This is a genomic window from Roseateles saccharophilus (genome assembly GCF_004342485.1).
Lineage (GTDB): Bacteria > Pseudomonadota > Gammaproteobacteria > Burkholderiales > Burkholderiaceae_C > Pelomonas > Pelomonas saccharophila.
The window spans coordinates 30,509-55,826 of sequence record NZ_SMBU01000034.1 but is presented as its reverse complement, the minus strand read 5'-3'; the positions used below and the strand labels follow the sequence as shown (position 1 = coordinate 55,826).

The window sequence follows — 25,318 nt, the reverse complement described above, 5'->3', positions numbered from 1 at the left end:
TGCCCTCAAGCGCCGTGCCGCTGCCCTGGGCTACCAGATCAATCCGATGGAGGCAGTCGCATGAACGACCGTCCTCAGTTCTGTTTCTTGTGAGTAGGCAGGAAAGATTGGCGGCCATAGGCCATGAAATCACGTCGCCACTTGCTACGCTACTTGCTCGAACGAAGGGCGGTGACGAGACGGTGCAGTACAACCTGCGCCGCATGCACAACGCGATCGAGGGCATGCTGGATGCAGCTTCGGTTGAAGACGGAATTCAGAATCAGCAAATAGTCTGCGAGCCCATTGACCTTGCGGACTTCTTGCGTCGCTTGGTGGAGAACTCAAAGGACTTGATGGCTGGCGTTGAGTATGACGGCCCTCCGTCGGGGGTGGTGTGCTCGATCGATGAGTTCTACTTTGAGACCGTGGTTCACCATCTGCTCAACAATGCGGTTCGCTACCGTACTGAGGGTACTTCGATTACCATTCGACTTAGTGTCGATGAAGTAAAGCGGGACGCGCTAGTTGAGGTCTGCAATGACGGTCCGGTGATTCCCGCTGATCGATTGAAGTCAATATTTCAGTACAGGACCAGTGACAGTCAGGACCCACGTAGTCGCGGCCTGGGCCTCTATGCGGCGCGGTCCTATTTAATTGCAATGAGATCGACAATCGCCGCAGAGAATCGAGATAATGGAGTGGCCTTTGTCATGCTGATGCCGCTAGCGTAAATTTGATTGCCTGAGCCCCTATGGAAGTGACGGCGATCGCTAGACTCATACTGGATTTGGATGACTTGCTAGGAGCGCTCGTTCTGCAAGTGCAGCCTGTTGGTGCGGCTGGGCGGGCCTTGAGGTCGAGTATCGATACCGCCTGCGGACAGATGCAGATCCTGAGAATGCTGATCTCTATGGATCATTCGGTTCCAGAACAGCTTGCAGCTGCCCGGGATTTGGCGGCCACCCTCAAGCTGGGTGATGCCGTTGCGAGTCGGTCCAGGATCGCGGGAGAGCAGCGTCAAGCGATTCAACTGGCTGCGGCCGTTGCAGGAAGAATTTCGCGAGGCCTAGCCGACACGGCCTAAGCGGAGGTAGAGGTGGGGACCTGTCCATCTCCATCCGCGTCCGGCAGCCGGGCGCTGGCTTCGCTACTCGAGCGTCCCCCGATGACACACGCTCTTGTGCAGGTGCGTGTCCTAGATAAGGTGGGGCTGCATCTACTGCTTCGCGCGACCCACGCACAGCTATCTGAACCTGTCGCCGGGCCTGGACTTCGAGACCCGCATCATCGCCAAGGTCAATGCGGCCGAGCGGCTGCGCGAGACGCTGGCCAGTTCGCGCTACGAGCCGCGCTCGCTGGTGCTAGGCACGGCCACCGATGCCTACCAGCCCGTCGAGCGCAGGCTCGGCATCACGCGCCGCATCGTCGAGGTGCTGGCCGAGACCGGCCATCCTTTCTCCGTCGTCACCAAGTCGGCCGGCATCGAGCGCGAGCTGGACCTGATCGCGCCGATGGCCGCGCAGGGCCTGGTGTCGGTCTACCTGTCGGTGACGACGCTGGACAACGAGCTGGCCCGCATCCTGGAGCCGCGCGCGGCTGCGCCGGCGCGGCGGCTGCGGGCCATTCGCGCGCTGGCCGAGGCCGGCGTGCCGGTGGGCGTCAGCGTGTCGCCCATCATCCCCTTCATCAACGAGCCCGAACTGGAGCGCATCGTCGAGGCCGCCGTGGCGGCCGGCGCGAGTAGCGCCTTCAGCATCCCGCTGCGCCTGCCCTGGGAGGTGAATCCGCTGTTCCAGGACTGGCTGCAGCGCCACTTCCCAGACCGCGCCGAGCGTGTGATGGCCCGCCTGCGCGACATGCGCGGCGGCCAGGACAACGACGCCCGCTTCGGCACGCGTATGACGGGCGAGGGCGTCTGGGCCGAGCTGCTGCGCGCGCGCCTGCACCGCGTCGCGCGCAAGCACGGGCTTCGCACCGAGAGGCGGCCGGTGGAGCTGGCGCTGTTCCAGCGGCCGAGCAAGCCCTCAGCGCAGGGCAGCTTGTTCTGAGAGCCTGTTCGCGGCCTCCTCATGGCCGCTGCGGGGGGCAACCATGTGGCGGGCGGCTCAGGCGGGGGCGGTCGCGGCTGTGCGCAGCGCGACGCCGCCGGTCGCGCGTCCGGCCTTGGCAGGACTGCCGGCCATGGGCTTCACATAGCGGCTGTGCAGCACCTCGATGCGCTGGCTCAGCTCGGCCGCATCGTCGATCTTGTCGGCGTGGCGCTTCAGCACCAGGCCCGCCATGTCGATGAGCTTGGCGTTGCGCGTGATCTCGCCCTGATGGATCAGCAGTTCGACGGCGGCCTTGGCGCCACCGCGCAGGGAATAGCGCATCGCCGTCTCGGCGACGTTGAAGACCTGCTGGTGGCAGTCGCGGAACTGCTCGGCGGCGCCCTGGTGGTTCTCGGCCATCGCGACGAGGATCTCGGTGCCGGCCTTGGTGGCGCAGTGCCGCATGCCCAGTTCGCGCAGGATGGGCATCATCTCCTCCAGCTCCACCTCCTGGCTGGACAGGCGTATCCACAGCGCCGTCAGCAGCGAGGCGGCCTCGAGGTCGAAGTCGCCGGCGTCGGCATGCTCGGTGAACTCGCGCGCGACGACGAGGGCCTGGCCCACGCGGCGCTCCATCAGGAAGGCCAGGCCGCGGAAGACGAGGTCGAAGCGCCGCAGCCGGGAGGAGCGCGGCGCACGCTCCAGCGCTGCGATCAGCGAGTCGTGGGCGTACTTGAAGCCCTTGAAGTCCTTGGCGTCGAAGCGCATCAGCCCGATCAGCACCAGGCTGAGCACGTCGAAGAGCTTGGAGCGCAGGCCCTGGGACATCGCGCGTTCCAGCAGCTTCAGCGCCTCGGCGCGCTGGCCGGCGTAGAAGCCGAGCGAGCCGCAGCGCTGCAGCCGCAGCAGGCAGCCGGGCGTCAGCGTCACGGCGGTCTGGTAGGTCTTGAGGGCGTTAGGCAGGTCGCCCTGCTCCATCTGCACATGGCCCATCAGGTCGTGGGAGTCGGCGTAGTCGGGCAGCTCGCCGATCAGGTTCTCCAGCGTGCGCCGTGCGGCCTGCAGGTTGCCGCTGGCCACCTCGGTGCGCGCCACGCCCAGCCGCGCCCAGGGCAGGGTCTTGGCGGTGATGATGGCCTCGTAGAGGGTGCGCGCGTCGTCGTAGCGCTTCAGGCGCAGCAGCAGCTCGGCGCCGATGCGCGCCGCGTACAGCCAGTAGCGGCCCTTGGCCTCGAAGCGCACCAGGCAGAGGTTGGCGGCGGTCTCGAAGTCCTGGTTCTCGACGGCCTCGAAGATGTCCTTCAGGATGCGCTTGCGCTGGCGCGCACTGGCCAGTCGCTCGGCCAGGTTGGCGCTGGTGTAGGGTTTGATGAGGTAGGCGTCGAGCGCGGCCTCGGCCGCCTCGGCCACCTTGGCGTAGGTGGCCTCGCTGGTCACCATGACGAAGACGGTGGAGTAGGGCAGCAGGCCTTCGCGGCGCAGTTCGTCGAGCAGATCCTGGCCCGAGGTGTCGCCGGCGTCGAAGTGGTAGTCGCACAGCACGATGTCGAAGGTCTGGTGCTCCAGCATCACGCGCGCGTCCTTCACGCGCGGCGTCTGCCGTACGGTGCCCACGCCGAGGTCGCGCAGCTGGGCCGACATCAGGCTGCGCGAGTTGGCGTTGCTGTCGATGATCAGCGCCGACGCGGCCTGGATGGTGTCGTCCATCAGGAACATGCCGACTCCTTCCGCGGCACGGTGCCGCGGACTCTGCGCACAAGAGTCGGGAAGTCGATCACTTATGAGTCATCGGAGTGACAGTCGATGAACTTTAGGGTTTATGGGCTCCGTCGGGTGAGAAGGTTTACGCGCAGCATCGGTGCGGGGCGTGACTTAAGGCGCAGGCCGGCTTCGCGCGGCGCGCAGGGTGGCCAAGAAAAAAGCCGCGGCGCCTTCGCAGGCACCGCGGCTTCGTCGGGTTCCGGCCGTTCTACTTGAACAGGTCCTTGACCCGATCTGTCCAGCTCTTCGCATTCGGCGAATGGCGCTCGCCACCCTTCTTCAGCGACTCGTCCAGCTCCTTGAGCAGCTTCTTCTGGTGCTCGGTGAGCTTGACCGGCGTCTCCACGGCGATGTGGCAGTAGAGGTCGCCCGGATAGCTGGAGCGCACGCCCTTGATGCCCTTGCCGCGCAGGCGGAAGGTCTTGCCATGCTGGGTGCCCTCGGGCAGTTCGATCTCGGCCTTGCCGCCGAGCGTGGGCACCTCGATGTTGCCGCCCAGCGCCGCGGTGATCATCGAGACGGGCATCGTGCAGTGCAAGTCGTCGCCGTCGCGCTCGAAGATGTCATGCTGCTTGATGCGGATCTCGATGTAGAGGTCGCCGCTCGGGCCGCCGTTGACGCCGGGCTCGCCATTGCCCGCCGAGCGGATGCGCATGCCCTCGTTGATGCCGGCCGGGATCTTGACCTCCAGCGTCTTCTGCTTCTTGACCTTGCCCTGGCCGTTGCAGGCCATGCAGGGGTCGGGAATGATCTTGCCGCTGCCGTGGCAGTGCGGGCAGGTCTGCTGGATGCTGAAGAAGCCCTGGCGCATGTGCACCGTGCCCGAGCCGCCGCAGCTGCCGCAGGTCTTGGCGCTGGTGCCGGGCTTGGCGCCCGTGCCGCCGCAGGTCTCGCAGCCTTCCCAGCTCGGGATGCGGATCTGCGTCTCCTTGCCGCGGGCGGCCTCCTCCAGCGTGATCTCCATCGCATAGCTGAGGTCGCTGCCGCGGTAGACCTGCTGGCCACCACCACGCCGGCCGCCACCCTGGCCGCCGAAGATGTCGCCGAAGATGTCGCCGAAGGCCTCGGCGAAGCCGCCGAAGCCCTCCGCACCCGGGCCGCCGCGGCCCGCACCCATATTGGGGTCGACGCCGGCATGGCCGTACTGGTCGTAGGCCGCGCGCTTTTGCGCATCCGTGAGCATCTCGTAGGCCTCCTTGGCCTCCTTGAACTTCTCCTCGGCGGCCTTGGCCCCGTCACCCTGGTTGCGGTCGGGGTGGAACTTCATGGCCAGCTTGCGGTAGGCCTTCTTGATGTCCTCCTCGGTCGCGTTCTTGGCGACGCCGAGGACTTCGTAGTAATCGCGCTTCGTGGAAGCCATGCTTCTCTTTCAAGGGAAAAAGGCCCGGGGCGCGAGGGCGCTCCCGGGCCGTGAAGTCCGAAGGATTACTTGCCGTCCTTGACTTCCTTGAACTCGGCGTCCACGACGTTGTCGTCGGCCGGGCGCTTGGCTTCGCCTTGCTGCGGCGCGGCCTGGGGCTGCTCCGCACCGGCACCGGCGGCGGCCGCCGCCTGCGCGCCCTGCTGGTCGGCGTAGATCTTCTCGCCCAGCTTCTGGCTGGCGGTCATCAAGGCCTCGGTCTTGGCCTCGATGTCGGCCTTGTCATCGCCCTTGATGGCTTCTTCCAGCTCCTTGGCGGCGGCCTCGATCTTGTCCTTTTCGCCGGCGTCCAGCTTGTCGCCATGCTCGCTCAGCGACTTGCGCACGCTGTGCACCATGCCGTCGGCCTGGTTGCGGGCCTGCACGAGCTCGACCTTCTTCTTGTCCTCGGCCGCATTGGCCTCGGCGTCCTTCACCATCTTCTCGATCTCGGCCTCGCTCAGGCCCGAGTTCGCCTTGATGGTGATCTTGTTTTCCTTGCCGGTGCCCTTGTCCTTGGCACCGACGTGCAGGATGCCGTTGGCGTCGATGTCGAAGCTGACCTCGATCTGCGGCGTGCCGCGCGGTGCCGGCGGGATGCCCTCGAGGTTGAACTCGCCCAGCGACTTGTTGGCCTGGGCCAGCTCGCGCTCACCCTGGTAGACCTTGATGGTCACGGCCGGCTGGTTGTCGTCGGCGGTGGAGAAGGTCTGGCTGAACTTGGTCGGGATGGTCGTGTTCTTCTTGATCATCTTCGTCATCACGCCGCCCAGGGTCTCGATGCCCAGGCTCAGCGGGGTGACGTCCAGCAGCAGCACGTCCTTGCGCTCGCCGCCCAGGACCTGGCCCTGGATGGCGGCGCCGACGGCCACGGCCTCGTCGGGGTTCACGTCACGGCGCGGTTCCTTGCCGAAGAACTCCTTGACCTTGTCCTGCACCTTGGGCATGCGGGTCATGCCGCCGACCAGGATGACGTCGTCGATGTCGGCCAGCGACACGCCGGCATCCTTCACCGCGGTGCGGCAGGGGGCGATGGTGCGCTCGATCAGCTCGTCCACCAGCGACTCCAGCTTGGCGCGGGTCAGCTTGACGTTCAGGTGCTTGGGGCCGGTCGCGTCGGCCGTGATGTAGGGCAGGTTGACGTCGGTCTGCGACGAGTTGGACAGCTCGATCTTGGCCTTCTCGGCGGCTTCCTTCAGGCGCTGCAGGGCCAGCACGTCCTTGGTCAGGTCGACGCCCTGGTCCTTTTTGAACTCGGCAATGATGTAGTCGATGATGCGCTGGTCGAAGTCCTCGCCACCGAGGAAGGTGTCGCCGTTGGTCGACAGCACTTCGAACTGCATCTCGCCGTCCACGTCGGCGATCTCGATGATGGAGATGTCGAAGGTGCCGCCGCCGAGGTCATAGACGGCGATCTTGCGGTCGCCCTTGCCGTGCTTGTCCAGGCCGAAGGCCAGGGCCGCGGCGGTGGGCTCGTTGATGATGCGCTTGACGTCCAGGCCGGCGATGCGGCCGGCGTCCTTGGTGGCCTGGCGCTGGGCGTCGTTGAAGTAGGCCGGCACCGTGATGACGGCCTCGGTCACTTCCTCGCCGAGGTAGTCCTCGGCGGTCTTCTTCATCTTGCGCAGCACCTCGGCGCTGACCTGGGGCGGCGCGTACTTCTTGCCGCGCACTTCCACCCAGGCGTCGCCGTTGTCGGCGGCCGCGATGGTGAAGGGCATCAGGTCGATGTCCTTCTGCACTTCCTTCTCGGAGAACTTGCGGCCGATCAGGCGCTTGACGGCGTAGAGCGTGTTCTTCGGGTTGGTCACCGACTGGCGCTTGGCCGAGGCACCGACGAGGATCTCGCCGTCTTCCTGGTAAGCAATGATGGACGGCGTCGTGCGCGCGCCCTCGGCGTTCTCGATCACGCGGGTCGTGTTGCCCTCCATGACCGCGACGCACGAGTTCGTGGTGCCGAGGTCAATGCCGATGATCTTTCCCATGTTCTTGCTCCTGATGAATGCTTGGATGTTCTGGATTTGTGGATAACTCAGCCGCCTTCAAGGGCAGCAGGCTGTGAATTAGTGAGGACAGAGCATGTCGCTTCGCGCCAAGGTCTGTCCCCAGGCCATTACCTTGGCGCCGCAACCGTCACGAGGGCCGGGCGCAGCACGCGGTCGGCGATCAGGAAGCCCTTCTGCAGCACGGTCACGACGGTGTTGGCCTCCTGGTCGGCCGGCACCATGGAGATGGCCTGGTGCTGGTGCGGGTCGAACTTCGTGCCGGCGGCCGGGTTGATCTCGACGACCTTGTTGCGCTCCAGGGCGCTGGCCAGCTGGCGGCGCGTGGCGTGCACGCCTTCCAGCACCGTCTCGACGGCGGCGCCGGGCGTGGCGATGGCGGCCTCCAGGCTGTCCATCACCGGCAGCATGGCCTCGGCGAAGCTTTCGACGGCGAACTTGCGGGCCTTGGCGACATCCTCGTCGGCACGGCGGCGCACGTTCTCGACCTCGGCCTTGGCGCGCAGATAGGCGTCGCTCATCTCGGCCAGCCGGCCTTCCAGCTCGGCGATCTTGATCTCGGGGTTCAGCTCGGCGGCCGTGGGCTCGCCGGCAGCGTCTTCGGGCAGGGGGGTGTCGGTCGTCATGGCGTCAAAAAAGGCAATCGCGCCTAACTGGGGCGCGATATCCGGATTTCAAGAGGGGGGATTATTGCGGGTCAACCCTGGTCGTCGAGATCGTCCGCCGAGGCCGACCAGCGGTCCCAGTCGGCCAGCCGCCGGCGGTCCTGCTTGGTCGGCCTGCCCTGGACGATGGTGGCCGCGGGCTCCGGCGCCAGGCGGCGGGCCTCGGCGGCGGCCTCGCGGGTGGTGATGCTGGCCTGGGTCTCGGCGTAGAGCAGTTGGGCCTGCGGCGCCGGGCCGCGCTGGTTGGACAGGCCCAGCACCTCGACTTCGCGCGTCACGGTGCCGGTGCGGACGCTGAGCAGGTCGCCCGGCCTCACGTCCCGCGCCGGCTTGACCGGCTGGCCGCCCACGCGCACGCGGCCGAGGTTGATCTCGTCCACGGCCAGGGCCCGGGTCTTGTAGAAGCGCGCGGCCCAGAGCCATTTGTCCAGCCGCATGCTGGCCGGGGCTTCGCTCATTCCCGCGCTCCGGCAGCCAGTGCCCGCTGGCGCTGCAGGGCCAGCGTGTCGGGGTGGGGCGCGGCCGTCGGCCAGCCCTGCAGGTGGCGCTCGGCCAGGCCGGCCAGAGCCCGCATGCCGGCCGGATGGTCGTTCAGGCAGGGGATGTAGCCGAAGCGCTGGCCACCGGCCGCCAGGAAGGCGGCGCGTGCCTCCTGGGCGATCTCCTCCAGCGTCTCCAGGCAGTCGGCGGCGAAGCCGGGGCAGATCACGTCGACGGCCTTCACGCCGCCCTTGGCGAGCTTGACGAGGCTGGGCTCGGTGTAGGGCTGCAGCCACCTGGCCTTGCCGAAGCGGCTCTGGAAGCTCACCAGCCACTCGCCGTCCTTCAGGCCCAGGGCCTCGGCGAGCAGGCGGCCGGTCTTCAGGCATTCGCAGTGGTAGGGGTCGCCCAGGTGCAGGGTGCGCTCGGGCATGCCGTGGAAGCTCATGACCAGCTTCTCGCCGCGGCCCTCGTGCTGCCAGTGCTCGCGCACGCTCTGGGCCAGGGCGGCGATGTGGGCGGGGTCGTCGTGGTAGCGGTTGACGAAGCGCAGCTCGGGCAGGTGGCGGGTGCGCAGCGCCCAGCGTGCGACGTCGTCGATGACGCTGGCCGTCGTCGCGCCCGAGTACTGCGGATAGGCCGGCAGCACGAGCACGCGGCGCACGCCTTCGCGCTTGAGCGCGTCCAGCTGGGCGGCGATGGCGGGGCTGCCGTAGCGCATTGCCGGCGCCACGCGCACGCGCAGGCCGCGCTCGCCGAGCAGGCCCTGCAGCAGCTTGGCCTGCTTGTCGGTCCAGACCTTCAGCGGCGAGCCTTCGGGCGTCCAGACGGTGGCGTACTTGGCGGCCGACCTGGCGGGGCGCACGCGCAGGATGATGCCGTGCAGGATCAGGGCCCAGGCCAGCCTCGGGATCTCGACGACGCGCGGGTCGGCGAGAAACTGGGCCAGGTAGCGGCGCAGCGCGGGCGCGGTCGGTGCATCGGGCGTGCCGAGGTTGCACAGCAGCACGGCGACTTCGGTGCCCAGCGGGCCGGCGGGGGCGAGGCCATGGCGCTGCGGCGGTTCGGGGCGGAATCGCATGTCGGTCGGAAGACAGGCTCAGCGCCTGCGGCTGTGGCCGAAGGCCTGGGGTTCGGTGTCGGCGAAGTGCAGCACCTCGAAGCGCACGACGGGCGACTGTGCGTCGTCCGGCAGCCCACCGAGGCCGATGACGCCATGGCCGTGCAGCGTGCAGCTGCCGCGCTTGAGGCTGAGGATCTCGCCGGAGTCGCCGAAGCGGACGTAGGTGCCGTTGTAGGAGAGGTCGGTCAGCTCGAAGCTGCTGCCCTGCCAGTCGATGCGGGCATGCGAGCGCGAGACCCGCGCGTCGGTGATGCAGTAGGTGGCCTGCACGCTGCGGCCCAGCACCACGGGCATGCTGAGGATGTCGAAGACGCGGTCGAGGTCGCCCCAGACCAGGCGCATGCCGTCGGGCTCGCTGGAGCGCATCGGCTCGCCGAACTGCGTCGCAGCGGCGTCGGCGCCGGGCAACGGTGCGGCATCCATCCGGTAGACGTGCACGGGCTCGATGCGACCGCGCACCGAGATGCGGTCCAGGCTGCGAAACCGCCCCTTGGACGCGTGGTGCAGCCCGGCCAGCACCTCGGCGGTGATGAGGATCTCGCCGTCGCCGGCGTGGTCGATCAGGCGGGCGGCCACGTTGACCGCGTCGCCGAAGCAGTCGCCATTGAGCTCCACGACCTCGCCGCGGGCCAGCGCGACCTGCAGGCGCAGCGCCAGCATGGCCGGGTTGTTGAGGCGGCGTGCGCGCTGCACGGTGCGCTCCAGCATCTCCTGCATGCGCTGGGCCGCGCGCACACCGTCGCGCGGTGCCTCGAAGGCGGCCATCAGGCCGTCGCCCAGCGTCTTGATCAACTGGCCACCGCTTTCCAGCACGGCCTCGCTGATCTGACTGACCGTCTGCGTGACCAGGCCGCTGGCCTCGGCGTTGCCGAGGGACTCATAGAGCCCGGTGCTGCCACGCAGGTCGGCGAAGAGGACGGTGCGCTCGCGGATCGCGGTCATGGAGGAAGTTTAGGGCGCAAAAAAGGCCGGGCGGGCCGGCCTTCGGGATTGAGCGCAGCTTGTGCCCCGCCTTGCTACGCAAGTCGGGGCGCAAACTCCGTGCGGTCTGCTGTACAGCCCGCACCGCCTGCGGCGGCTGCGTCCCCGGCCAAACTTACAGGTTGTCCAGGTACGTACGGAGTTTGTCCGAACGACTGGGATGCTTCAGTTTGCGGATTGCCTTGGCCTCGATCTGGCGGATGCGTTCGCGGGTCACGTCGAACTGCTTGCCGACTTCCTCCAGCGTGTGGTCGCTCTGCATCTCGATGCCGAAGCGCATGCGCAGCACCTTGGCCTCGCGCGGCGTCAGCGAGTCGAGGATGTCCTTCACCACGTCGCGCAGGCCGGCCTGCATCGCGGCCTCGATGGGCGCCGTGTTGTTGGTGTCCTCGATGAAGTCGCCCAGGTGGCTGTCGTCGTCGTCGCCGATCGGCGTCTCCATGGAGATCGGCTCCTTGGCGATCTTCATGATCTTGCGGATCTTGTCCTCGGGGATCTCCATCTTCTCGGCCAGCGTCGGGGCGTCCGGCTCGTAGCCGAACTCCTGCAGGTGCTGGCGCGAGATGCGGTTCATCTTGTTGATCGTCTCGATCATGTGAACCGGGATGCGGATCGTGCGGGCCTGGTCGGCGATGGAGCGCGTGATGGCCTGGCGGATCCACCACGTGGCATAGGTCGAGAACTTGTAGCCGCGGCGGTATTCGAACTTGTCCACCGCCTTCATCAGGCCGATATTGCCTTCCTGGATCAGGTCGAGGAACTGCAGGCCGCGGTTGGTGTACTTCTTCGCGATGGAGATCACGAGGCGCAGGTTGGCCTCGATCATTTCCTTCTTCGCGTCACGAGAGGCCTTCTCGCCCTCGTTCATCTTCTTGTTGATGTCCTTCAGGTCGTCCAGCGGCACGACGGCCTTGGCCTGGATGTCGATCAGCTTCTGCTGCAGCTCCTGCACCGGCGGCAGGTTGCGGCTCAGGATGGTGCTGTAGTTCTTGCCGGCGGCGACTTCCTTCTCGGCCCACTTCAGGTTCAGCGCGTTGGGCGGGAAGGTCTTGATGAAGTGTTCCTGCGGCATGCCGCACTTGTCGACGACGATCTTGCGCAGCTCGCGCTCGTAGCGGCGCACGTCGTCCACCTGGCTGCGCAGGATGTCGCACAGCTTCTCGATCGTCTTGACCGTGAAGCGGATGGTCATCAGCTCGGCGCTGATGGCCTGCTGGGCCTTGTTGTACGAGAGCGACTTGTAGCCTTCCTTTTCGAAGGCCTTGCGCATCTTGTCGAAGGCGGTGGACATCGAATCCAGCTTGACCAGCGCGGCGTTCTTCAGCTCCTCGAGCTTCTTGGTCAGGGCCTTGGAGCCGCCGTTGCCGTCGTCGTCGTCTTCCTCGTCGAACTCGTCGAAGTCTTCCTCGGCCACATAGTCGTCGGCCTCGTCCTCGGCCACGAAGCCGTCGACGACGTCGGAGATCTGCATCTCGCCGGCGCGGATCTTGGTGGCGTATTCGAGGATGTGGGCGATGGTGGTCGGCGAGGCCGAGATGGCCAGCATCATGGCCTGCAGGCCGCCTTCGATGCGCTTGGCGATCTCGATTTCGCCTTCACGGGTCAGCAGTTCGACCGTGCCCATCTCGCGCATATACATGCGCACCGGGTCGGTCGTGCGGCCGAACTCGGAGTCGACGGTGGACAGCGCGGCCTCAGCCGCTTCCTCGGCCTCTTCCTCGGTCGACGTGGCCGTCGTGTTGCCCTGGATCAGCAGCGTGGCCGCGTCGGGCGCCTGCTCGTAGACCGCGATGCCCATGTCGTTGAGCATGGAGATGATGGCCTCGAGGATTTCCTCGCTGACCAGCTTCTCGGGCAGGTGGTCGTTGATTTCCTGGTGGGTCAGGAAGCCGCGCGTCTTGCCCATCTTGATGAGGGTCTTCAGCTCGGTGCGGCGCTTGAGGGCTTCCTCTTCGGTCAGCGCGGTCTCCTCCAGGCCGAACTCGCGCATCAGCGCGCGCTCCTTGGCGCGGCTGACCTTCATGCGCAGCGGCTTGGCCTTGACCGTTTCCTCTTCGACGACGGCCGGCTCTTCCGCCTCGGCCTCTTCGCCTTCGATCTCGGCGTCGATGTCGGAGAAGTCTTCTTCCTCTTCGGCTTCCTTCTTGCCGCCGGCCTTCTTGGACGTGGTTTCCGCCTTGGGCTTGCGGCCGCGCTTGGGCTTGTCCTCGTCACCTGCCTTGGCCGCCTTGGCGGCAGGCTTGGCCGCAGCCGCCTTCTTGGCGGGGGCCTCGGCAGCGGCCGTCTTGGCGGCCGGCTTCTTCTTGAGCTCTTCGGCGGGAGCGGGGCTGGCCTTGGTCGCGGGCTTCTTGGCGGTCATGCAGGTCCTTCGAGGGTTTGCGCGGTCAATTCAGAAATGCAGCAGCCACCGCGGCCAGCCCGGGCTCGGCGTCAAGCCGGCGGGGCATGGGGGCGGTGGCTTTCGTCGCCGGGTATCAACCGGATATCGGTCGAGGGACCCAGGCGTGGCGCGAACAAGCTGGCGTGATCGTTTGGAGTGCAGAGGTGGCGGATGTGGTGGCCTTCAAAACTCGCAGGTGCCTTGTTTCGCAAGGTGGCCGGGCCCGGCATCTCTCTGCCGTCACTCTTGTTGACGCGCGCGGAAAACATTGCATTATCGGCCAATTTCATGGCCGAGTCAAAATCTATTCGGGTTAGCCCGAGGAAATGCCGTGCCGGGCGCGTAATTGCGCCATCAGCTCCAGCGCCCGTCGGCGGTCGTCGTCCGTGACGCCGCTGCTGGCTGGCAGGGCACGCAGCTGCTGGCGCTGCAGGCGCAACGCGTCTACGGCGATGCCGAGGTCGCTGGCGGGGCTTTGTTCTTCCACGCCCAGTTCCTGGGCCGGGCGGGACAGCTTCGCGGCGGCAGCGGCCAGGCCGTCGGCCTGCAACGCAGCCTCGATGACGGCCCAGGGGCTGGCGCCATGGTTCACGAGGTAGCGCTCCAGCCACTGGACCAGTTCACCGTGCACGCCAGGCAGGTCGTGCAGCAGGGCGCGGTCCTCGTCGCCCAGCGTGTCCCACAGCTCGCTGTGCAGCAGCAGCAGGCGGGCGGCGCTGTCGGCATGGGTGGCGGGCGTGGCGCGAGGGCCCGCGGGACGCTGCTCGGCGTCGCGGCGGGATTTCCAGTCGCCCTTGCCCTTCCACTCGCCCTTGGGTTTCCACTCGCCTTTGGGCTGCCAGCGCGGCTTCTCCGGCGGCGGACCACCGGCATCGGGCGGTTGCGTTGCGACGCCTGGACCGGGCGCAGACTCGCCCATCCACAGTGCCTGCAGTTCGGTTTCGGGCAGCTGGCCCTGGCGGGCGAACTCGCCCAGCAGCTGGCGGCGCAGCAGGCCGTCCGGCAACAGGTTCCACAGCGGCCTGGCCTGGGCCAGCATGCGGGCACGGCCTTCAGGCGTGGCGAGGTCGCAGCCCTCCGCGGCCACGGTGACGAGCTGGCGCGACAGCGGCACGGCGCCCTCAACGGCGCGTTCGAAGGCCTCGGCGCCGAGTTCGCGCACATAGGAGTCCGGATCGTGCTCGGTCGGCAGGAACAGGAACTTGACGGTGTGGGTCTCGGACGCGTGGGGCAGGGCGGCCTCCAGCGCGCGCACGGCGGCGCGGCGGCCGGCGGCGTCGCCGTCGAAGCTGAAGACCACCGAGTCGGTGTGGCGGAAGAGCTTGTGCACATGGTCGGCCGTGCAGGCCGTGCCCAGCGTCGCGACGGCGTTGGCGATGCCGTACTGGGCCAGCGCGACGACGTCCATATAGCCCTCGACGACCAGGGCATAGCCACGCTGGCGCATGGCCTGGCGGCCCTCGAACAGGCCGTAGAGCTCGCGGCCCTTGACGAAGACCGGTGTCTCGGGCGAGTTCAGGTATTTGGGTTCGCCCTTGTCCAGCACGCGGCCACCGAAGCCGATGACCTCGCCCTGCACATTGCGGATCGGGAACATCACGCGGTCGCGGAAGCGGTCGTAGCGCCGGGATGAAGCCCCACGCCCGCCGGGTACGTCGGACGATCCCCGGAGGGGATGCGGGCCGGCTTGGGGCGGCCCGCCTGCCCCCTCGTCATCCGCCTGCTTTTCGATCACCAGGCCGGATTCGACGAGCTGCGGGTCGTCGTAGGACGGGAAGCCGCTGGCCAGCGAGCGCCAGCCTTCGGGCGCATAGCCGAGGCCGAAGCGGGCGGCGATCTGGCCGGTCAGGCCGCGACCCTTCAGGTAGGCCACGGCGCGCGGCGCCTTGCGCAGCTGGTCCTTGTAGAAGCCCGCCGCGCGGGCCAGCACCTCGGTCAGGCTGTGCTGGCGGGCCTTCTCGGCCTTGGCGCGCTCGCGCTGCTCGGGGCTGCGCTCGTCCTGCGGCACCACCATGCCGACCTGCTGGGCCAGGTCTTCCACGGCCTCGACGAAGCTGGCGCCGGTGTGTTCCATCAGGAAGCCGATGGCATTGCCGTGCACGCCGCAGCCGAAGCAGTGGTAGGTCTGGCGGACGGAATTGACGTTGAAGCTGGGCGACTTCTCGCCATGGAACGGGCACAGGCCCTTGTGGTTGCTGCCGGCCTTTTTCAGCTCGACATGGCGGCCGACCACCTCGACGATGTCGACGCGGGCCAGCAGGTCCTGGATGAAGCCTTGGGGAATCACCCCGGGAGTTTAAAGAGGCGCCTGCGTCGGGGCTTTCAGTTGCCCGGCCCAGTCACTGTTGGCGAAGGCCTCCATCCAGCCCGGTAGGGCCGAGGCGTGCATGGCCGCGGCGATGCCATTGCCCTGGCCGAGGCGACAGCCCAGGCGCAGCAGCTCGCGCGCATGGGCGCGGCTCTCGACGCCCTTGGCCAGCACCGCGCAGCCGATGTTGCGCCCCAGACCGATGACGCTTTCCACCAGCGACAGGTCCTGGGCGTCGCCCAGCATGCCCTGCACATAGCTGCGGTCGAGTTTCAGCGTATCGACCGTCAGGCGCTTGAGCGACGACAGGCGCGAGTAACCGGCGCCGAAGTCGTCCAGCGCGATGCCCACGCCCAGGCTCAGGCAGCGCTGGATGAGGGCCTGGGTGGCGACCGTCTCGACCAGCGCGTCGGACTCGAGCACGTCCAGGTGCAGCAGATGGGCGACTGCCGGCGGCTGGCGCCGGATCAGCTCCTGCAGGCGCTGCGGGAAGTCGTGCCGGCCGAGCTGGCGGGCGCCGACGTTGACGCTGACCGGCAGGCCGCGGCCGCCGTTGACGCCGGCGTCCAGCCAGGTCGCCGCCTGCGCGAGAGCCTGCTCGATGACCCAGTCGCCGATCTGCACCGACAGGCCGGTGGCCGCGACCAGCGGCAGGAAATGCGCCGGCGCAAGCAGGCCGCGGTCCGGGTGCTGCCAGCGCAGCAGGGCCTCGACGCCCATCACCTGGCCGGTGCGCAGATCGATCTGGGGCTGGTAGTACAGCAGCAACTCGTTGCTGTCGAGCGCGCGCTGCAGGCGGGCCACGGCGATCAGGCCAGCCTCGTCGCGCTCGCTCAGCGTGGGGTCGTGGAATTGCACGCTGCCGCGGCCGAGCTGCTTGGCGCGATAAAGGGCGTGGCCGGCATGGCGCAGCAGGGTCTCGGGGTCGGCCTCGTCCAGCGGGTAGAGGGTGGCGCCCATGCTGGCGCCGACCTCCAGGGCCAGGCCATCGCCGACGCGGCTCTCGCGGATGGAAACCGGCGTGGACAGCAGGCCCAGCAGCCGGTCGATGGCGCGTTGGCCCTCGTCGGCCGTCTGCACCCGCATCAGCACGGCGAACTCGTCGCCATGCAGCCGGGCGAGCTGGTCGGCCGTGTCGGCGGCGGCGCCGCCGCGGGCGCGGCGCAGCGTGGCCTGCAGCCGGCCGCTGAGCTGAAGCAGCACGGCGTCGGCGACGAGCTGGCCCTGCTCCACATTGACGCGGCCGAAGTCGTCCAGGTCGATGACGCAGATCACGAGCTTGAAACCGTCGCGGTTGGCCGCCAGCAGCGCTTGCTGCAGCAGGCTCATGAATTCGTCGCGGTTGGGCAGGCCGGTGGCGATGTCGTAGCGCAGGCTGCGGCGCAGCAGCTCCTGCTGGCGCAGGCTCTCGCCCAGGTCGGTCAGGCTCAGCAGGCGCCAGCGCGGGCTGATGCCGTCGGGCTCGGGCACCGGGCTGAGCCGGGTCGAGAAGACATGGCGGCCGCCGTCGTCCAGCTCGGCCTGGATCTGGCCGCTCCAGGTCTGGCCCGCCTTCAGCCGGGCCTGCACTTCGACCGCCTCATGGCCGCTACGCCGCAGATTGGCCACGCTCAGCGGCGCCGCCAGGCGGCCGACCAGGGCCTCGCGCGACGCATGCAGGATGTCGCAATAGGCGGGGTTGACCTCGACGATGCGCCACTGCGCGTCGACGACGGCCAGGCCCTCGCCGGACTGCTGGAAGATCGTGGCCGACATGCGCTCGCGCTCCTCGGCCGTGTGGCGCCAGCTGACGTCGGCCAGCGTCGCGATCAGGCTGCGCGCCTGGCCCTTGCGGTCGCGTTGCGGCACATGGGCCTGGAGTTCGTGCCAGCGCCAGTCGCCGCCGTCGGCTGCGATGCGCAGCGACAGGCCGAGCTGGTCGCGCCCGGCATGCGCCAGCAACTCGCGCAGGGCCCGCCGCACCGGCTCGCGGTCGCGCGGGTGGGCAACGCGCACCCAGTCCAGCGGCGTGCTGCCGGGTCGGGAGGTCGGGTCGACGGGCGTCGTCAGCGCCAGCCAGCGGGCCGAGGCATGCCGCCGGCCTTCGGGCAGGCGCCATTCGGCGAGGGCCAGGCCCTGGGCGTCGAGGGCGCTGCGCCAGCCGTCGTGTTCGCGCACCCGGTGCTGGCTCAGCGCAAGGACGGCCAGCGGCAGCAGGGCCAGCAGCGCCGCGGCCGCCCAGGCCGGCGGCGTGGCCGGCGTGGTCAGCGCCCACAGCGCGAGCAGGCCCAGGCCGAGGCCGGCGTTGTGGCGCGGTGTGGCCTGCTGCGCATGCAGGCTCAGCAGCAGCTGGGGCACGAGCAGCAGGGCGCCGGCATCGGGCAGCCAGGCCAGGCCCAGTTGGGTGAGGGCGGCGGCGGCGGCCAGCACCCGGGCCGGCCAGCGCCCGCTGCGCCGTGGCTGCTGCGAGCTGGTCTGCAGCGCGGTACCGGCGCTCAGCAGGGCCAGGGCCCAGGCGCCGGCCAGCGTCAGCGCGCCGCGGGCGGCGCCCTCCGGCGTCAACCCGGCGGCCAACAGCGCGGCCAGTGCGAGCAGGCCGGCCAGCAGGGGCGCGGCCAGCCCCGCCAGCAGCCCGAAGCGGGCGATCTCGCGCCGGCTCGCCAGCCGGCCGGTCAGGCCGAGGCGGCGCAGCAGCGTGCGGTTCAGCACCGCGGCAAACAGGGGCAGCGCCAGGGCGCTCAGCAGTGGCGCCGACGCGAGCAGGCCGAGCGGGTCGGCCTGTGGCTCCAGCAGCAGGGGCAGGCCGCAGCCCAGCAGCAGGCCGGCCACGACCAGGGGCAGCACCCAGGTGCCGAGCCGCCACAGCGCGGTCAGGCCCAGTGCGGCCAGCAGCATCGGGATGAAGAGAGCGGTCGCTGGCGCGGCGGCGGCGGGCTGGGGCAGGCGCAGCAGCGGGGGCAGCACCTCGGTGGCCACGGCCCAGGCCACGATGAGCCCGCCGCCCAGGCCGGCCAGTGCAGCGAGGCCGACCCGGCGCAGGCGACGCAGGCCGCGGCGGTCGTGGATGCGGCGCGGGCCGGGCGGCAGCGTGGTCGAGGGCGGCAGGTCGGTGGACAGGCCACTGCTTACGCCGCCGCCGTGGGTTTCGGGCGCTTCGCTGCTGCCGGAATGCCGGGCCATGGCTCAGCCCTCCGCCCGGGCCGGGTGGGGGCGGTGCAGCAGGCAGGGCCTGGAGCGGCGGAACATGGCCGGAATCTCCCCGCCCGTGCACATGGCCATGCCTAGGTGAAACCCTGGGCGGAACCGGCCGGACAGCGTGACGAAAGGCATGCGCCGGAGTTTAGGCCGGCAACCTTGCCGCAAAAGAAAAGGGCCATCCGGATGGGTGGCCCTGTCTTTGCCGCCGCCTGCGGCGAGGGGTAATCCTGCGCGAGGCGCGCTTAAACGGCGAAATCGGTCAGCTTGGCGCCGCCGGAAATGGCGGCCTTCAGCCATTTGGGCTGCAGGCCACGGCCGCTCCAGGTTTCACCGGTGGCCTGGTTGCGATACTTGGCGGCAACCTTGGAGACCTTGGCCGGCTTGGGGGTGCGCATGGCGAGGTCGGCCATCGTCAGGCCATATTCGCTCATCAGGGATTTGACCTTGGCCACCGCCTCGCCGCGCTCACGCTCCTTGGTTTGATTGATCTGCTCATCAAGCGCGGCACGTTGGGCCAGGAGTTCCTTGAGATTGGACATGCTCTATTCCTCTTGCGATTTGACCGGTGAGGCGCTGATGCGGGGCATCCGGGCCTCGGAGAGCGCCGTGGCGGGTGCCGGGCGAGTATCTCCGCGAGCGAATTAAATCGCGGCCGGTGAATTCAGGCAAGGGTTTTCGTTGGCGGCCGGCTACGGGTTTCCATTTGAACCCTTCCATTTGCCTTCAGCGGTTTTTGCCGGCGCCCGGCCCGGCGATCCCGCCAGGCCCGCAGGGGCTCGGTATATGGGGCTTGGCCGCGATCGGGCTAATCAGGCAGTGGGAGGCACATAGCCCGCCACTGTTTCGGCACCCGTGCCGAAGAAAAATGTTGTGAGCGCATCACCTGCGCTGCGCGCAGATGAGCGCTCCCCCAGTTTTTCCACCGAGCTGCGCTCAGTTCGTCGGCGGGACATAGCCCGCCACGGTTTCGGCACCCGTGCCGAAGAAAAACTGATCGGCCTGGCGCATCAGGTATTGGCGGGCGCGCTGGTCGGCGAGGTTGAGGCGGTTTTCATTGACGAGCATGGTCTGGTGCTTCATCCAGGCCGCCCAGGCTTCCTTGCTGACGTTTTCCCACACCTTCTTGCCGAGTTCGGTATGGACGGGGTAGGGCGGGAAGTCCAGCCCTTCGGCTTCCTTCTTCAGATAGGCGCATTGAACGACGCGGGGCATGACGGACTCCTGAAACACGAGAAAGAAAACGGCCGGCACTTTAGCGCGCCGGCCCGGCACTGCGGGCGCCGCGGGGCTTAGTTGAATTTCTTGACCAGTACCAGCGAGCGGCGGTCCCAGTTGTATTTGCGCTTGCGCTCCTCCGGCAGCCATTCGGGGTCGACCTGCTGGAAACCGCGTTTGATGAACCAGTGCATCGTGCGCGTCGTCAGCACGAAGATGCTGTCCAGGCCCATGGCCTTGGCGCGCTGCTCGATTCTTTTCAGCAGCCGGTCGCCGTCGCCCTGGCCCTGCACTTCGGCGGATACCGTCAGCGCGGCCATTTCGGCGGTGCGGGCTTCAACATAGGGATAAAGCGCCGCGCAGCCGAAGATGACGCCGTCGTGCTCGATGACCGTGTACATCTCGGCGTCGCGCTCGATTTCCGTGCGGCTGCGCTTGACCAATGTGCCGTCGCGCTCGAAGGGCTCGATGAGCTTGATGATGCCGGCCACGTCGTCGGAACTGGCCTCGCGCAGGCTTTCGAGCTTTTCGTCGACCACCATGGTGCCGATGCCATCGTGGGTGTAGACCTCCTGCAGCAGCGCCCCGTCCACCGCGAAGGGGATGATGTGCGAGCGCTCGACGCCGGCGCGGCAGGCCTCGGCGCAGTGGCGCAGATAGAAGGCGGCGTCGGTCGGATCGGGGTGGGGGGCAGCCTTGGCCAGCATGCGCTCGGCGTCGGCCAGGGCCAGCTCGGTGTCGATGGCGCTGTCGGGGTCGTTCGGGTCCTCGGGCACGCCGGCGGATTCGCAGACGAAGAGCAGCTTGTCGGCCTGCAGAGCGATGGCGGTGGAGGTGGCCACGTCCTCCATGCTCAGGTTGAAGGCCTCGCCCGTGGGCGAGAAGCCGAAGGGCGACAGCAGCACGATGGCGCCGATGTCGATGGCGCGCTGGATGGCGGCACCGTCGACCTTGCGCACCAGGCCGGAATGCTGGAAGTCCACGCCATCGACGATGCCGACCGGCCGCGCGGTCAGGAAGTTGCCGGAGACGACGCGCACGGTGGCATTGGCCATCGGCGTGTTGGGCAGGCCCTGGCTGAAGGCCGCCTCGATCTCGAAGCGCAGCTGGCCGGCGGCTTCCTGGGCGCAGTCCAGGGCCACGGCGTCGGTGATGCGCCGGCCGTGGCTGAAGCGCGGCACCTGGCCCTTGGCGGCCAGTTGCTCGTTGACCTGCGGCCGGAAACCGTGCACCAGCACGATCTTGATGCCCATCGCGTGCAGGATGGCCAGGTCCTGCACGAAGGCGTTGAGCTTGCCGGCGGCGATCAGCTCGCCCGGCATGCCGACGACGAAGGTCTCGCCCCGGTAGGCGTGGATATAGGGCGCCACGGCGCGGAACCAGGGCACGAAGGTGTGGGGAAAGACAAGGCCGGTCATGGGACGGAATTGTGCGGCCTGACGAAGCGGACTTGACGCTGTCATCCGCGCTGCCGACGATCCGAGTCCCCCCAAACCGGAGACTGCGATGAAGGACTATCAAGACGTCTACATGACCCCCGGCGCCTTCAGCTGGAACGAGCTGTCCAGCCCCGACCCCAAGAAGGCCAGCGAGTTCTACGGCACGCTGTTCGGCTGGGGCTTCGACACGATGAACCTCGGCCAGGGCGACTACCACGTCATCAAGGTGGGCGAGGTCGCGGTCGGCGGCGTCATGCAGCAGCAGCAACCCGGGCCGGCCATGTGGGGCGCCTATGTCACGGTGGCGTCCTGCGACGCGACCGTGGAGAAGGCCAAGGGCCTGGGCGCCACGGTCTGCGCCGGCCCCTTCGACATCCCGACCGTCGGCCGCATGGCCGTGTTGCAGGACCCGCAGGGCGCGGTGATCCAGGTCATCAGCTACTTCCCGCGCGAGGCGTGAGCAGCTGCGGGACAATCCCGCTGCAATGAATTCTGAACGTCAAGAGAGCCGGCCAGTTCAGCCGGCTCTTTCCATTTCCTTCCCCGAAAGCCTGCCCGTCTCGTTGCGCCGCGACGAGATCATGGCCGCGCTCGCGGAGCACCAGGTCGTCATCGTCTGCGGCGAGACCGGCTCCGGCAAGACCACCCAGCTGCCCAAGATCGCGCTGGCGATGGGCCGCGGGCGTGTCAACGGCGGCGGCCTGATCGGCCACACCCAGCCGCGCCGCATCGCCGCCAGCAGCGTGGCCAAGCGCATCGCCGAGGAGCTGAACACGCCGCTGGGCGACGTGGTGGGCTACAAAGTGCGCTTCCAGGACCGGCTCACCAAGGGCGCCTCGGTCAAGCTGATGACCGACGGCATCCTGCTGGCCGAGACGCAGAGCGACCCGCTGCTGAAGGCCTATGACACGCTGATCATCGACGAGGCCCACGAGCGCAGCCTCAACATCGACTTCCTGCTCGGCTATCTGCGCGAGCTGCTGCCGCGCCGGCCCGACCTGAAGATCGTCGTCACCTCGGCCACCATCGACGCCGAGCGCTTCGCGAAGCACTTCGAGTCCAGCAGGGGCCCCGCGCCGGTGCTGATGGTCAGCGGCCGGCTATTCCCCGTCGAGCAGCGCTATCGCCCCTTCGAGGAAAGCCGCGAGTACGACCTCAACAGTGCCATCTGCGACGCGGTGGACGAGCTGTGGAGAGAGGGCGGCGGCGACGTGCTGGTCTTCCTGCCCGGCGAGCGCGAGATCCGCGAGGCGGCCGAGGCGTTGCGCAAGCACCACCCGCCGGGCGTGGACATCCTGCCGCTGTTCTCGCGCCTGTCGGAGGCCGAGCAGAACAAGGTCTTCGAGCCGCATGGCGCGCGCCGCATCGTGCTGGCCACCAACGTGGCCGAGACGTCCCTCACGGTGCCGGGCATCCGCTACGTCATCGACCCGGGCCTGGCGCGGGTCAAGCGCTACAGCTACCGCAACAAGGTCGAGCAGCTGCTGATCGAGAACATCAGCCAGGCTGCGGCCAACCAGCGCGCCGGCCGCTGCGGCCGTGTCAGCAACGGCATCTGCGTGCGGCTGTACAGCGAGAAGGAGTTCAACGAGCGCCCGCGCTTCACCGACCCCGAGATCCTGCGCTCCAGCCTCGCCGGCGTCATCCTGCGCATGAAGTCGCTGCACCTGGGCGAGGTGGAACGCTTCCCCTTCATCGAGGCGCCAAGACCGAAGGCGATCGCCGATGGCTACCAGCTGCTCAACGAGCTGGGTGCCACCGACGACGCGAACGAGCTGACGCCGCTCGGCAAGGAGCTGTCGCGCCTGCCGCTGGACCCGCGCGTGGGCCGCATGATCCTGGAGGCGCGCACGCGTGACGCGCTGACCGAGGTGCTGGTCATCGCGTCGGCGCTGTCCGGCCAGGACGTGCGCGACCGCCCGCAGGAAGCGGCCCAGGCCGCCGACGAGAAGCACAAGAAGTTCGACGACGAGAAGTCGGAGTTCATGGGCTATCTGAAGCTGTGGAAATGGCTGGGTGACAGCCGTGGCGGCGAGGGCGAGCACAAGCTGTCGCACCGCAAGCACGAGGCCCTGCTGCGCGAGAGCTTCGTCAGCCCGCGCCGCGTGCGCGAGTGGCGCGACGTGCACTCGCAGCTGCAGACCGTCGTCGCCGAGCACGGCTGGCGGCTGAACCAGAGCGCGGCCACCTACGAGCAGGTGCACCTGTCCATGCTGGCCGGCCTGCTGGGCAATATCGGCCAGAAGAGCGACGACGAGGACTGGTACCTCGGCGCGCGCGGCATCAAGTTCTACCGTCACCCGGGTGCCCACCTCAGCAAGAAGCCGGGCCGCTGGATCGTCGCGGCCGAGTTGGTGGACACCTCGCGGCTCTATGGCCGGGGCCTCGCCAACATCGAGCCGCAGTGGCTGCCGCCCATCGCCGGCCACCTCATCAAGACGCAGCTGCTGGAGCCGCACTGGGAGAAGAAGGCCGCCGAGGTCGTGGCGCTCGAACGGGCGACGCTCTACGGCATCGTGCTGTACAGCGGCAAACGCGTGAACTTCGGCCGCGTGGATGCCAAGGCCGCGCGCGAGATCTTCATCCGCGAGGGCCTGGTCAACGACGATCTGCCCGAGGACCTCGTGCGCCAGCTGCCCTTCATCGCCCACAACCGCCGCCAGATCAGCAAGGTGGAGGCGCTGGAGCACAAGTCGCGCCGCCAGGACGTACTGGTGGACGACGAGCTGATCTACGCCTTCTACGACGACAAGCTGCCGGCGCAGGTGTTCTCCGGCGCCACGCTGCTGAAATGGTGGCGCGAGGCCAGCAAGGGCGATGACAAGCTGCTGCAGCTCAGCCAGGACGAGCTGATGCGCCACGAGGCCGCGGGCGTCACCAGCGAGGCCTTCCCCAAGGTCATCCGCCTGGGTGGCGTGGACTGCGCGGCCAACTACCTGCACCAGCCCGGCGATGCACGCGACGGCCTGACGGTGACCGTGCCCATCTTTGCGCTGAACCAGGTCAGCGAGGAGCGCGCCGAGTGGCTGGTGCCCGGCATGCTGGCCGCCAAGGTCATGGCGCTGTTGAAGAGCCTGCACCAGAAGCCGCGCGCGCGGCTCACGCCGCTGCCGGATTTCGTCGCCGAATTCGTCGAGCTGCAGCCCTTCTGCCACGGCGGTCTGGTGGACACGCTGCTGCGGGCCGTGAAGGACCGTACCCAGCTCGCCGTGCAGCGCAACGACTTCAAGCTGGAACAGCTGGCGCCGCATCTGTTCATGAACTTCCGCGTCGTCGACGAGCATGGCCGCCAGCTCGGCCAGGGCCGCCAGCTCGCCGCGTTGAAGGCGGAGCTGGGCGGGCAGGCGCGCTCGGCATTCCAGGCGCTGGCGGCGCTGAAGCTGCCGGCCGCCGAGGCACCCAAGCCGGTGCCGGCACCCGTGGCAGGGAAGGGCGTGCGCGCCGAGGTCGTCAACAAGCCCGAGCCGGCGCGCGACGCCGGCCAGGCCTACACGGACTGGAGCTTCGGCGAGCTGCCCGAGCTGCTGGAGGTGCGCAAGGGCGGCCAGACGCTGATCGGCTTCCCGGCGCTGATCGACAGGGGCGGCCATGTGGAGATCGAGGTTTTCGACGAGCCCGAGGTGGCCGCCGCGAAGCACCGCGCCGGCCTGCGCCGCCTGATCGCGCTGCAGCTCAAGGAGCCGCTGAAGTTCCTGGAGAAGAACATTCCCGACCTGCAGCGCATGTCCGTTCTCTTCATGGGCCTCGGTACTGCGGAGGAACTGCGCGACCAGATCATCGGCGTCGCGCTGGACCGCGCCTTCCTGGGCGATCCGCTGCCCACCGATCAGCTCGCGTTCAAGAAGCGCATCGAGGAGGGCCGCAGCCGCCTCAACCTGATCGCCCAGGAAGTGGCCCGCGCCGTGCACGCCGTGCTGCAGGAGCTGGCCAATGCCAGCCGCAAGCTCAAGGACTCGCGCCCGGCCAAGGACGTGTCCGACGACATCACGGCCCAGCTGCAGCGCCTGGCGCCCAAGCGCTTCGCGCTCGACACGCCCTGGGCCCAACTGCAGCATCTGCCGCGCTACCTGAAGGCCGTCACGGGCCGGCTGGACAAGCTGCGCGCCGACCCGGCTCGCGACGCTCGGCTGATGAGCGAGGTCAGGCCGCTGGAGCAGCGCTACACGCGCCGCCTGGCCGAACTCAAGGGCGTGAAGGACGGGCGGCTGGACGACTTCCGCTGGCAGCTGGAGGAACTGCGCGTCAGCCTGTTCGCCCAGGAACTGCGCACGCCCCAACCCGTCAGCGTGAAGCGGCTGGACAAAGTATGGGCTCAGCTGACAAGCTGAGGCCCGCTTTGCGGCGTTGGCTCACTTGCCCCTTTGGCGCAAGTTAT

The 25,318-nt window shown here is 68.3% G+C and carries 16 protein-coding genes and 1 pseudogene; 4 read left to right on the top strand and 13 right to left on the bottom strand.

Annotation, left to right across the window (positions count from 1 at the left end; translation table 11 throughout):
- Positions 1-182: 182 nt before the first annotated feature.
- Both EV671_RS21300 and EV671_RS21295 read left to right on the top strand, forming a co-directional pair.
- Positions 183-713 carry a sensor histidine kinase gene (locus EV671_RS21300; protein WP_132575547.1) on the top strand — a complete coding sequence of 177 codons (531 nt, stop codon included), beginning with the start codon at positions 183-185 and terminating at the stop codon, positions 711-713.
- Between the two features lie 477 nt (positions 714-1,190).
- Positions 1,191-2,030, top strand: a pseudogene (locus EV671_RS21295) (PA0069 family radical SAM protein); the annotation flags it as partial.
- A gap of 57 nt (positions 2,031-2,087) precedes the next feature.
- Here the strand turns inward: EV671_RS21295 and EV671_RS21290 are convergent.
- The 13 genes from EV671_RS21290 to argA form a co-directional block, all read right to left on the bottom strand.
- Positions 2,088-3,728, bottom strand: coding sequence for a response regulator (locus EV671_RS21290; protein WP_132575543.1), 1,641 nt, complete (start codon positions 3,726-3,728; stop codon positions 2,088-2,090).
- A 253-nt stretch (positions 3,729-3,981) separates the two neighbouring features.
- The gene (dnaJ, locus tag EV671_RS21285; protein ID WP_132575541.1) at positions 3,982-5,133 is read right to left on the bottom strand and encodes a molecular chaperone DnaJ; all 1,152 of its coding nucleotides are present in this window, start codon (positions 5,131-5,133) and stop codon (positions 3,982-3,984) included.
- A gap of 65 nt (positions 5,134-5,198) precedes the next feature.
- On the bottom strand, positions 5,199-7,172 hold the full coding sequence (gene dnaK, locus EV671_RS21280) for a molecular chaperone DnaK (RefSeq protein ID WP_277592466.1): 1,974 nt from the start codon (positions 7,170-7,172) through the stop codon (positions 5,199-5,201).
- Between the two features lie 113 nt (positions 7,173-7,285).
- A complete protein-coding gene (grpE, locus tag EV671_RS21275) occupies positions 7,286-7,801 on the bottom strand; it encodes a nucleotide exchange factor GrpE (RefSeq protein WP_132575537.1) in 516 nt (171 codons plus the stop codon).
- 71 nt (positions 7,802-7,872) lie between these two features.
- Positions 7,873-8,298 carry an RNA-binding S4 domain-containing protein gene (locus EV671_RS21270; protein ID WP_132575535.1) on the bottom strand — a complete coding sequence of 142 codons (426 nt, stop codon included), beginning with the start codon at positions 8,296-8,298 and terminating at the stop codon, positions 7,873-7,875.
- The gene (gene hemH / locus EV671_RS21265) at positions 8,295-9,401 is read right to left on the bottom strand and encodes a ferrochelatase (RefSeq protein ID WP_132575533.1); all 1,107 of its coding nucleotides are present in this window, start codon (positions 9,399-9,401) and stop codon (positions 8,295-8,297) included. Before hemH ends, EV671_RS21270 begins: the two co-directional genes overlap by 4 nt.
- An 18-nt stretch (positions 9,402-9,419) precedes the next feature.
- Positions 9,420-10,385 carry an adenylate/guanylate cyclase domain-containing protein gene (locus EV671_RS21260; protein ID WP_132575531.1) on the bottom strand — a complete coding sequence of 322 codons (966 nt, stop codon included), beginning with the start codon at positions 10,383-10,385 and terminating at the stop codon, positions 9,420-9,422.
- Between the two features lie 154 nt (positions 10,386-10,539).
- Positions 10,540-12,783, bottom strand: coding sequence for an RNA polymerase sigma factor RpoD (gene rpoD, locus EV671_RS21255; protein WP_132575529.1), 2,244 nt, complete (start codon positions 12,781-12,783; stop codon positions 10,540-10,542).
- Positions 12,784-13,117: 334 nt separating this feature from the next.
- Positions 13,118-15,091: a DNA primase gene (locus EV671_RS21250; protein ID WP_132575527.1), complete on the bottom strand. Its 1,974-nt coding sequence runs from the start codon at positions 15,089-15,091 to the stop codon at positions 13,118-13,120.
- Between the two features lie 9 nt (positions 15,092-15,100).
- Positions 15,101-18,271 carry a putative bifunctional diguanylate cyclase/phosphodiesterase gene (locus EV671_RS21245; RefSeq protein ID WP_132575525.1) on the bottom strand — a complete coding sequence of 1,057 codons (3,171 nt, stop codon included), beginning with the start codon at positions 18,269-18,271 and terminating at the stop codon, positions 15,101-15,103.
- Between the two features lie 260 nt (positions 18,272-18,531).
- Complete coding sequence (locus tag EV671_RS21240; RefSeq protein ID WP_132575523.1) at positions 18,532-18,828, bottom strand: H-NS histone family protein; 297 nt, start codon at positions 18,826-18,828, stop codon at positions 18,532-18,534.
- Between the two features lie 394 nt (positions 18,829-19,222).
- The gene (locus EV671_RS21235) at positions 19,223-19,501 is read right to left on the bottom strand and encodes an oxidative damage protection protein (protein ID WP_132575521.1); all 279 of its coding nucleotides are present in this window, start codon (positions 19,499-19,501) and stop codon (positions 19,223-19,225) included.
- A 77-nt stretch (positions 19,502-19,578) separates the two neighbouring features.
- Positions 19,579-20,922: an amino-acid N-acetyltransferase gene (gene argA / locus EV671_RS21230; protein ID WP_132575519.1), complete on the bottom strand. Its 1,344-nt coding sequence runs from the start codon at positions 20,920-20,922 to the stop codon at positions 19,579-19,581.
- Positions 20,923-21,010: 88 nt separating this feature from the next.
- Between argA and EV671_RS21225 the strand changes: the two genes are divergently transcribed.
- Positions 21,011-21,403: a VOC family protein gene (locus tag EV671_RS21225; RefSeq protein ID WP_132575517.1), complete on the top strand. Its 393-nt coding sequence runs from the start codon at positions 21,011-21,013 to the stop codon at positions 21,401-21,403.
- Positions 21,404-21,428: 25 nt separating this feature from the next.
- A complete protein-coding gene (gene hrpA, locus EV671_RS21220; RefSeq protein ID WP_132575515.1) occupies positions 21,429-25,271 on the top strand; it encodes an ATP-dependent RNA helicase HrpA in 3,843 nt (1,280 codons plus the stop codon).
- Positions 25,272-25,318 lie beyond the last annotated feature (47 nt).